Genomic DNA, 9,485 nt, shown 5'->3' with positions numbered 1-9,485 from the left:
GTACGTGACATTGAAAGTTCCTCCTTATTCTCTTTATTATACATGAATTCTTTGAGAATAAGGTGTCAACTTTATTTATACAACATCAAAGCATGAAGCCCGGTTTATGAAGCTCTTAATTGAGCAGAACGAGGACGGGGGCAAGCGCAGGAACGCCGCTAAGAAAAAGGAACTGGAAGCCGCTGAAAAGCGTATCGGTGAGCTTTCCGCCATTTTCAAGCGGCTGTATGAGGACAGCGTGACCGGGCGCATATCAGACGAGCGTTTCACAGAGCTGTCGGCAGACTATGAAGCAGAGCAACGGGAGCTGAAAGAAAGAGCCGCTGCTATTCAAGCGGAGCTTTCCAAAGCACAGGAAGCCACCGTGAACGCAGAAAAGTTTATGAATGTTGTCCGGCGGCATACCAGCTTTGAAGAACTTACCCCTACTCTGCTGCGGGAGTTTGTAGAGAAAATCGTTGTGCATGAGTGCAGCTATGACGAGAACAAGACCCGCAGACAGGACATTGAGATTTATTATTCTTTTGTTGGCAAGGTGGACTTGCCCGAATAACCGCCCGACCTATCCGACACAATGCGCAAGTGCCGGATAGGAACGGCAAAATTTTTTACACTTCTATTACTTCTTTATCGCACATCAGTAAAGTCCCAGGGCATGAAGCAGCTCATGGCTGGCGGCGGTGTTGCCCTCATCGGCACCACCCTTGTACCTCTGCTCTCCGGACTGTTCGGTTAATCACAAAACAAGGAGGTAATCGCCTTTGGACAGCATACTCCAACAGATCACAGACTGGCTGAAAGAAATGCTCGTTTCAGCCATTATGGGAAATCTGTCGGGGATGTTTGAGTCCGTCAACAACCAGGTTGGCGAGATAGCAACCTCCGTTGGCATGACCCCGGCGAATTTTTCGCCGGGTGTCTTTGCCATGGTACGAAACATCTCCGAGTCAGTGATTATCCCAATAGCAGGCTTGATTCTGACCTTCATTGCCTGTTATGAGCTAATTCAGATGATTATTGACCACAACAATCTGGCGAATTTTGAAACCTGGATTCTTCAAATGGGTGTTCAAGACTTTTGTTGCGGTCATGTTAATCACAAACACATTCAATATCACGATGGCTGTGTTCGATGTGGCACAGCACGTTATAAACGCAAGCGCCGGTATCATATCCGGAAATACTGCCATAGATGCTTCGGCATTGGAAACAATGGAAGAAACGCTGATGGCAATGGATTTGGGTCCTTTGCTTGGCTTGTTCCTACAATCCTTTATCGTACAGGTCACGATGTCCGCTTTGGCAATCATCATCTTTGTGATCGTCTACGGTCGAATGATTGAAATTTACCTGATGGTCAGCCTTGCCCCGATTCCGCTTTCCACTTTTGGAAACAGAGAGCAGAGCAATATCGGACAGAATTATCTGCGTTCGCTGTTTGCAATCGGATTCCAAGGATTCTTGATTATGATCTGCGTAGGCATTTATGCGGTGCTGATTCAGTCTATCGCATTCAGTGATGACATCATCGGTTCTATCTGGGGCGTTATGGGCTACACCGTCCTTTTGTGCTTCACCTTGTTTAAGACCGGTTCGCTTGCGAAGGGTGTATTCAGCGCTCACTAAGGGAAGGAGGAAATTGTTTGGCAGCGTATATTCCCGTACCTCGTGACCTGACGAGGGTGAAAACAAAAGTGTTTTTCAATCTGACGAAACGGCAGTTACTTTGCTTTGGTGCGGCGGCGCTCATCGGAGTGCCGATTTTCTTTCTGGTCAAAGCAACCGGAAATGTGAGCCTTGCAGCACTGTCCATGATGATCGTCATGTTGCCGTTGTTTTTCCTGGCAATGTATGAAAAGGATGGACAGCCGTTGGAAGTGGTTGTAGAACACTTTATTCAGACTAAATTCGTTCGTCCCAAGGTTCGCCCTTATCAGACGGACAACTATTATGACGCTTTGATGCGTCAGTACAAACTGGAAAAGGAGGTTGAACGAATTGTTTTTCAAAAAGAAGCCGCAGGCAAGAAACATCAAAATGCCTGCAAATCTGAACCGGAAACAGCAGCGAGAAATTAAAGCTGTTGTGGAACGGGCAAAGAAAGACAGTGGTATTCCGCAGACTGCACAACAGTCCATTCCCTTTCAGAGAATGTTCCCGGATGGCATCTGCCGTGTCACTGACAGCTATTACACCAAGACGATTCAGTTTCAGGACATCAACTATCAGCTGGCACAGCAGGAAGATAAGACTGCCATCTTCGATGAGTGGTGCAGTTTCCTGAATTTCTTTGACAGCTCCATTCACTTTGAGCTTTCCTTTATGAACCTGAGTACCGATGCTGAGAGTTTTGAAAAGAGTATCCGCATCCCGTTCAAGAAGGACAGCTTCAATCCTGTCCGTGCCGAGTATAGTCAGATGCTGAAAAAGCAGTTGGCTCAGGGCAACAACGGCTTGACCAAAACAAAGTACCTGACATTCGGCATTGAAGCTGAATCCATGAGGCAGGCAAAGCCGAGACTCAATCATATCGAAAACGATCTGCTCAATAACTTTCGTCGTTTGGGTGTCATTGCAACCACCATGAACGGCAAAGAGCGGCTGCATCTGATGCACTCCATGTTCCACATGGGCGATAACGATAAGTTCTTCTTCGATTGGAAGTATCTTGTGGAATCCGGGCTGTCTGTAAAGGACTTCATTGCTCCGACGGCATTTGCCTTTAAGACCAACCGCACCTTCCAGATGGGCAGCATCTTCGGTTCGATGTCCTATCTGGCAATTACGGCATCAGACCTGTCTGACCGTATGTTGGCGGACTTTTTGGATATGGAATCCACGCAGATCGTGACCATGCACATCCAGTCAGTTGACCAGACTGCGGCAATTAAGACCATCAAGAGAACCATCACCGAGCTTGACCGTTCCAAAATCGAAGAACAGAAAAAAGCGGTGCGTTCCGGCTATGACATGGACATTATCCCGTCTGACCTTGCTACCTATGGCAAAGATGCGAAGTCGCTTCTGAAAGAATTGCAGAGCCAGAACGAGCGAATGTTCATGGTAACGTTTCTGGTGCTAAACACCGGACGCACCGAGCAGGAACTGGAAAACAATGTGTTCCAGGCACAAAGCATCGCCCAGAAGCATAACTGCAATCTGCGTCGTTTGGATTTTCAGCAGGAATCCGGGCTGATGAGCAGCCTGCCTTTGGCACAAAACCTGATCGAAATTCGTCGTGGCCTGACTACCAGTTCCACGGCGATTTTTGTGCCTTTCACCACGCAGGAGTTGTTCCAGAATGGTGGAGAAACGCTCTATTACGGGCTGAATGCCCTGTCGAACAACCTTATCATGGTGGACAGAAAGAAGCTCAAGAACCCCAACGGACTGATTCTGGGTACTCCCGGTTCCGGTAAATCCTTTTCCGCAAAGCGTGAAATCACCAATGCGTTCCTGGTTACGGATGACGATATTATCATCTGCGACCCCGAAGCGGAATATGCGGCTCTGGTTCATAAGTTCAATGGTCAGGTGGTAAAAATCAGCTCCTCCAGTACCAACTATATCAACCCCATGGACATCAACCTGAACTACTCTGAGGATGACAACCCCGTAGCACTGAAAGCCGATTTTATCCTGTCCCTCTGTGAGTTGATTATGGGCAGTAAGGATGGCTTGCAGCCTATCGAAAAGACGGTTATCGACCGTTGTGTGCATCAGATTTACCAGAGATATTTCGACAATCCTGCCCCTGAGAATATGCCGATCCTTGAGGATTTGTATGATGCCCTTCTGAAGCAGGACGAAAAGGAAGCCCACCATGTAGCGACCGCCTTGGAAATCTATGTTAAGGGTTCTCTGAAACTGTTTAACAACAGAACCAATGTGGATATTCAGAATCGTCTGGTGTGCTTCGACATTAAGGAGCTGGGCAATCAGCTGAAAAAAATCGGTATGCTGATTGTTCAGGATCAGGTCTGGGGGCGTGTAACTGCCAACCGTTCTGCCGGTAAATCGACCAGATATTATATTGACGAGTTCCATCTGCTTCTGAAGGAAGAACAGACGGCAACCTATTCCGTAGAAATCTGGAAGCGATTCCGTAAATGGGGCGGCTTGCCGACCGGTATTACCCAGAATGTCAATGACCTGCTTCGTTCCCCGGAGATTGCCAACATCCTCGAAAACTCTGATTTCATCTATATGCTGAATCAGGCAAGCGATGACCGAAGTATTCTGGCACAGCGTCTGAACATTTCGCCACATCAGCTGTCCTATGTAACTAACTCCGGTGAGGGCGAAGGACTTCTGTTCTATGGCAATGTGATTCTTCCGTTCATTGACCGATTCCCGACCGATCTGGAACTGTATCGCATTATGACCACGAAGTTAAACGAGGTGGCACAGGAAAAGGAGGCGTAATGTATGGCGAAAAGACCTACACGACTCCGTTTTACCGAAGATGACCTTGCAGATTCTCGTGTGAAGAAAGCTGCCGACCGTGCAGATAAGGCGGTTGATAAGGCTGAGAAAGCGGCAGACAAATTGGCTTCCAAAAAGGCAAAGCCGAAGCTAAAGCTGGAAACAGATGCAGCCGGTTCCCGTAAAGCAAAGCTCCGTTTTGAAAAAGCGGAGTTTACGGAAATCGAGCGCCCATCTGTGGCAAAGCACATGGCAAGCCGTGGTGCCGCAGTCACGCTCACATCCAAAGCACATCAGGCGGTGTCAGAATATGAGGATGATAATATCGGCGTTCAAGCTGTGCAGGAAACGACCAAGGCTGTTGAATCCACTGCATATACCGTCGATCATGCCGTTTACAGCCACAAGCTGAAAGCCTACGACAAGGCAGAAAAGCTGGTAGAAAAATCAGATAAGGCAAATGTAAATGCCCTGTATGAGAAGTTCAAAAAGGACAACCCCGATGCCGCTTCTAATCCCATTTCCCGATGGAAACAAAAACAGGCAATCAAAAAGGAGTATGCAGCGGCGAAGGCAGGCAAAGGGACAGCGAAAGAAACTGCCGCTAAAGCAACAAAGAAAGCAACCCAAAGCACCAAAACGATTACAGAGAAAGCGATGGAGTTTTGCACCACACACTCTAAAACGATCCTGTTTGTTTTGATTGCTGGACTGCTTTTTATGATCCTCTCAGGGATGTTCTCGTCTTGTTCGGCTATGTTCCAAGGCGGCACACAGATCGTTCTGGGAACTTCTTTTACCGCAAAAGAGGAAGATATTATCGGTGCGGACAATGATTACAAGGCTTTGGAAGCTGCGCTCCGCAATGAAATCAATAATATCGAGCGTACTCATAGCGGATATGACGAGTACCGGTATGACCTTGATGAAATCAACCACAATCCTTATGAGCTTGCGGCATATCTGACGGTAAAATTCGAGGACTACACCAGAGATGAGGTGCAGGCTACCCTGCAATGGCTGTTTGAGCAACAATATGAGCTGACCCTCACAGAAGTAGTAGAGATTCGTACACGAACAACATCTTCTACTGATCCTGAAACGGGAGAGACAACAACAGAGGAAGAAGATTACGAATATTATATTCTGAAAGTGAAGCTCAGAAATAAGGGCTTGGACAGTGTGATTTCAAATTCCGGATTGTCGGAAGATGATATGGAGCGATATAGAATTTTGCTTCAGACAAGGGGCAACAGACCGGATATTTTCGGAAATGACATTTACGCCACCCCTGGCGGCGAGTACACCGACTATGACATTCCGGGCGAAGCTCTGACGGACACACGATTTGCCAATATGATTCGTGAAGCCGAGAAGTATCTGGGATACCCGTATGTGTGGGGTGGAAGCAGCCCCTCCACTTCCTTTGACTGCTCCGGGTTTGTTTCCTATGTAATCAATCACTGTGGCAACGGTTGGAGTGTTGGACGATTGACCGCAAACGGTTTGATGGGCGTATGCGATATTATTCCCAAAAGTTCTGCCAAGCCGGGAGATTTGATTTTCTTCCAAGGCACTTATGATACCTCCGGTGCATCACACGTTGGTATCTATGTTGGCAATGGTATGATGATCCACTGCGGAAACCCCATTTCCTACGCTTCTATCGAATCGAATTACTGGCAACAACATTTTTACTGCTTCGGCAGAATCAAAAACTAAGGAGGAATGTCGATTGAGTGCCAAATTAGACAGAATTGGTGCAGACCTTGAGAAAGCTCGAAAGAAACGGGCTGAATGGGATGTCAGAGTAAAAGATCTGGAACGCAGATACCGTGAGGAGGAAAATTCCGAAATTCACGAGATGGTTCATGCTGCGAATCTGAATCCCGAACAGCTTTCTGAGCTGCTCCGTATGTTTGCAGCGGATATGGCTCCGAAGCCTGATACGATCAATACTATGAATGAGGAGGAAACGCAGAATGAGATTTAAGAGATTCAGTGCCATGCTGCTGGCACTTGCGATGTGCATGGGTGTGTTTTCGACAACGGTGTTTGCCTACTCCGATGAGAGTGCAACAACCACTACTACGGAAAAGGCAGAAACCGTGGAAACTGTCCCTGAAAAGACCGAAGATAAGACTTCCGAGGAAGTTCCCTACACCGTGACCGTCAATGAGGATGGCACGGTGGTTTTTTCTTTCAATGGTAAAGAATGGACTTACGGTGCAGAGGAATCCGAGGATAATAACATGGGAACTGGCAAGGTGGTAACGAGCGGTTCCCGTTTGAATGTGCGTACCGGTGCAGGCATGAATTATGAAATCATCGACCAGCTCCGTCCCGGCGAGGAAGTTGTGGTGGTCGGTGTTGAGGGTGACTGGTATCAGATCACTGTGCCTGAAAAGAACGGTTATGTTCACAGTGACTATCTGGAACTGATTGAAAAAGCCGAACAGAACAGCGAAATGGATATGGCGCTGCTTATGATGTTTATGAGTGCGTTCATGCAGAACACGGACACAAGCGAACCTGCCCTTACTCCTGACGGCAATCTGACTCTGGTTGACGATGTTGGTTCACCTACGAAAAGTGGAAAGCAGTTCATTACTGCTGTAACCAAAAACGGAAACTACTTCTATATCATCATTGACCGTGATGATAAGGGCGAGGAAACCGTGCATTTTCTGAATCAGGTGGATGAAGCTGACCTGCTCAAGCTGATGGACGAGGAAGAAGTTGCAGAGTTCACCAAGCCGATTGAGGAAACAAAGCCGGAAGTGGTTGAAACAGTTCCTGAAATTACAGAACCGGCGCCGGAGGAAAAGCCAAAATCCTCGAATATGCTCCCAGCGATTCTTACTCTGATTGTGCTTGCCTGTGGTGGTGGATTCTTCGTATTTAAGAAAGTCCAGGAAAAGAAGAAGGAACAGGAAGCGGCAAAGCCTGACCCGGATGCTGATTATGTGGACGATGATGAGGACTATGGGTACGATCCGGAGTTTGAGGACGATGATGCAGATAGCTCCGTCGATGTAGATGATAATGAACCTGTGTAAACAGGATAGGCTTGATGCCTGGGGCAATCTTCGGATTGCCTTTACATAGCATCTGCTTTCAAGAAATAAAATATTTTGTGTTTTTGAAAGCGATCTCTTGAATATGCTGTGTGGTAGGTGTGCATACTATTATTTCAGTCATAGTGACTGGAAAATTTATCTGCCTCATCCCATTGAAATCTCCGTCATTTTAGAGTAAAATGAGGTAGATAATTCTGAAATGAGGTAGATAACATGAGAGCTTTTGATTATATAAAAGAGCCAGAAAAGTTGCTTACTCCTGAAATTGTGCAGATGATCGGAAAAATTCATGAGCACAAAGGTAAGCAAGAGCTTTTTTTGGAAGCTAATATTGATGAATTGAAAACCCTTCTTGAAGTCGCTTTGATTCAAAGTACAGGTGCTTCTAACCGTATTGAGGGTATTTATACAACAGATAAGAGATTGGAAGAATTGGTCAGCCAAAAGGCAGAACCAAGAAACCGATCTGAGCAGGAAATCTCAGGTTACCGAGAGGTGCTTTCTACAATCCACGAAAGCTATGAGTATATTGTGCCCAGACCTAATATTATTTTACAGCTTCATCGTGATTTGTATTCCTACGCCGGTTCCGGTGGAGAATATAAAAATGCTGATAATGTAATTGCAGAAACAGATGCAGAAGGTCACCAGAAAGCAAGGTTTATTCCGGTTCCTGCCTTTCAGACTGCGGAAGCTATGGATGAATTGTGCAGACAGTTTTTAGAAGCATGGAATACTGATAAAATTGATAGATTACTTTTGATACCTATGTTTATTCTGGATTTCCTCTGTATCCACCCTTTCAATGACGGAAATGGACGCATGAGCCGTTTACTGTCGCTTCTTTTGTACTATAAGGCAGGATATATTGTAGGAAAATATGTCAGCATGGAAATGTTGATTGAAAAAACAAAGGAAACTTACTATGAAGCATTGCAGGCAAGTTCGACAGGATGGCATGAAAATGAGAACAGCTATGAGCCTTTTGTTAAGTATTATCTGGGTATCATGCTGAAAGCATATAATGAATTTGAAAGCCGTGTAGAACATTTAAAGAACCGCACTCTTTCTAAGCCCGAAAGAATTAAAGCGATGATTGATCAGAAAGTTGGTAAAATCACAAAGAAAGAAATTATGGATGCTCACCCTGATATAAGCAAAACCACGGTGGAACGCACTCTGGCAGATTTAGTTAAGAGTGAGTACATTGCGAAGGTCGGTTCAGGTCCGGCTACAGGATATGTAAAAATCTAAGTCATAAATTATTTATCTACCTCATTTCATATACAGATGAGGTAGATATTTTTACGATGACGGAGATTATAAAACAGAAAATTGTGTCAGGTTGCAAAAATTCTTTCCGAACTTTTTACATAGCAGTCATGCACTACGGTGTGTGGCTGCTAATTTTTTTGCGAAAGGAGCAGATGCAAATGAAATTAGTTTTGGCTGAAAAGCCCTCGGTTGCACAGAGCATTGCCAAAGTGTTAGGTGCTGCCAAGCGTGAGGATGGCTACTTAGAGGGAAACGGATATGTGGTCAGCTGGTGTGTAGGGCATTTGGTGGAGCTGGCACAGCCGGAAGTCTATGATGCGAAGTACAGCAAATGGGCTTATGCAGACCTTCCTATCTTCCCGATGGACTGGCAGTATGAGGTTTCTGCCGGTACGAAGAAACAGTTTGGGATTCTGAAAAAGCTCATGGCCAGAGAAGATGTTGCGAGTCTTGTGTGTGCAACAGATGCCGGTCGTGAGGGCGAGCTGATCTTTCGGTTGGTGTACCACAAAGCCGGGTGCAGAAAGCCGTTTGAGCGGCTTTGGATTTCCTCGATGGAAGATGTAGCAATCAAGGAGGGCTTTGAAAACCTCAGGTCTGGAACGGAATATTGTTGTGGTCAAGCATTTTTGTAACACTTGTGGCTAAAAAATATCATGAATCAGTTACGCTGCCATCCGGGCTTCGTATGGTGTACGATAATCA

Annotated in this window: 7 protein-coding genes and 3 pseudogenes; all 10 read left to right on the top strand. The window is 46.0% G+C overall.

The genetic code is table 11. The annotated features are described in order from the left end of the window. Nucleotides 1-85 precede the first annotated feature (85 nt). Nucleotides 86-553, top strand: a pseudogene (locus tag OCV69_RS16005) (DUF4368 domain-containing protein); the annotation flags it as partial. Between the two features lie 21 nt (nucleotides 554-574). Continuing rightward, nucleotides 575-736: a Maff2 family mobile element protein gene (locus OCV69_RS17055; protein WP_087324782.1), complete on the top strand. Its 162-nt coding sequence runs from the start codon at nucleotides 575-577 to the stop codon at nucleotides 734-736. 25 nt (nucleotides 737-761) lie between these two features. Beyond that, nucleotides 762-1,626 (top strand): annotated as a pseudogene (locus OCV69_RS15995) (VirB6/TrbL-like conjugal transfer protein, CD1112 family). Nucleotides 1,627-1,643: 17 nt separating this feature from the next. Continuing rightward, the gene (locus OCV69_RS15990; protein WP_158360261.1) at nucleotides 1,644-2,078 is read left to right on the top strand and encodes a PrgI family protein; all 435 of its coding nucleotides are present in this window, start codon (nucleotides 1,644-1,646) and stop codon (nucleotides 2,076-2,078) included. Next, on the top strand, nucleotides 2,038-4,425 hold the full coding sequence (locus OCV69_RS15985) for a VirB4-like conjugal transfer ATPase, CD1110 family (protein WP_158360264.1): 2,388 nt from the start codon (nucleotides 2,038-2,040) through the stop codon (nucleotides 4,423-4,425). Before OCV69_RS15990 ends, OCV69_RS15985 begins: the two co-directional genes overlap by 41 nt. A 3-nt stretch (nucleotides 4,426-4,428) precedes the next feature. Beyond that, complete coding sequence (locus OCV69_RS15980) at nucleotides 4,429-6,147, top strand: C40 family peptidase (protein ID WP_158360262.1); 1,719 nt, start codon at nucleotides 4,429-4,431, stop codon at nucleotides 6,145-6,147. 13 nt (nucleotides 6,148-6,160) lie between these two features. After that, nucleotides 6,161-6,418: a DUF4315 family protein gene (locus tag OCV69_RS15975; RefSeq protein ID WP_008791947.1), complete on the top strand. Its 258-nt coding sequence runs from the start codon at nucleotides 6,161-6,163 to the stop codon at nucleotides 6,416-6,418. After that, the gene (locus tag OCV69_RS15970; protein WP_008791948.1) at nucleotides 6,408-7,484 is read left to right on the top strand and encodes a CD1107 family mobile element protein; all 1,077 of its coding nucleotides are present in this window, start codon (nucleotides 6,408-6,410) and stop codon (nucleotides 7,482-7,484) included. The genes OCV69_RS15975 and OCV69_RS15970 overlap by 11 nt, the downstream gene beginning before the upstream one ends. 234 nt (nucleotides 7,485-7,718) lie before the next feature. Continuing rightward, complete coding sequence (locus tag OCV69_RS15965) at nucleotides 7,719-8,759, top strand: Fic family protein (protein WP_008791949.1); 1,041 nt, start codon at nucleotides 7,719-7,721, stop codon at nucleotides 8,757-8,759. Between the two features lie 179 nt (nucleotides 8,760-8,938). Continuing rightward, nucleotides 8,939-9,391 (top strand): annotated as a pseudogene (locus OCV69_RS15960) (toprim domain-containing protein); the annotation flags it as partial. Between the last annotated feature and the right edge of the window lie 94 nt (nucleotides 9,392-9,485).

The organism is Alitiscatomonas aceti (assembly GCF_025567195.1).
GTDB classification, from domain to species: Bacteria; Bacillota; Clostridia; order Lachnospirales; family Lachnospiraceae; genus Alitiscatomonas; species Alitiscatomonas aceti.
This window is presented reverse-complemented; position numbering and strand designations above follow the sequence as displayed.

What these genes read in the sequence shown, in the direction of transcription:
- OCV69_RS17055 (WP_087324782.1), top strand. Translation starts at nt 575, where the DNA reads ATGCGCAAGTGCCGGATAGGAACGGCAAAATTTTTTACACTTCTATTA.
- OCV69_RS15985 (WP_158360264.1), top strand. Translation starts at nt 2,038, where the DNA reads ATGCCTGCAAATCTGAACCGGAAACAGCAGCGAGAAATTAAAGCTGTT.
- OCV69_RS15980 (WP_158360262.1), top strand. Translation starts at nt 4,429, where the DNA reads ATGGCGAAAAGACCTACACGACTCCGTTTTACCGAAGATGACCTTGCA.
- OCV69_RS15970 (WP_008791948.1), top strand. Translation starts at nt 6,408, where the DNA reads ATGAGATTTAAGAGATTCAGTGCCATGCTGCTGGCACTTGCGATGTGC.
- OCV69_RS15965 (WP_008791949.1), top strand. Translation starts at nt 7,719, where the DNA reads ATGAGAGCTTTTGATTATATAAAAGAGCCAGAAAAGTTGCTTACTCCT.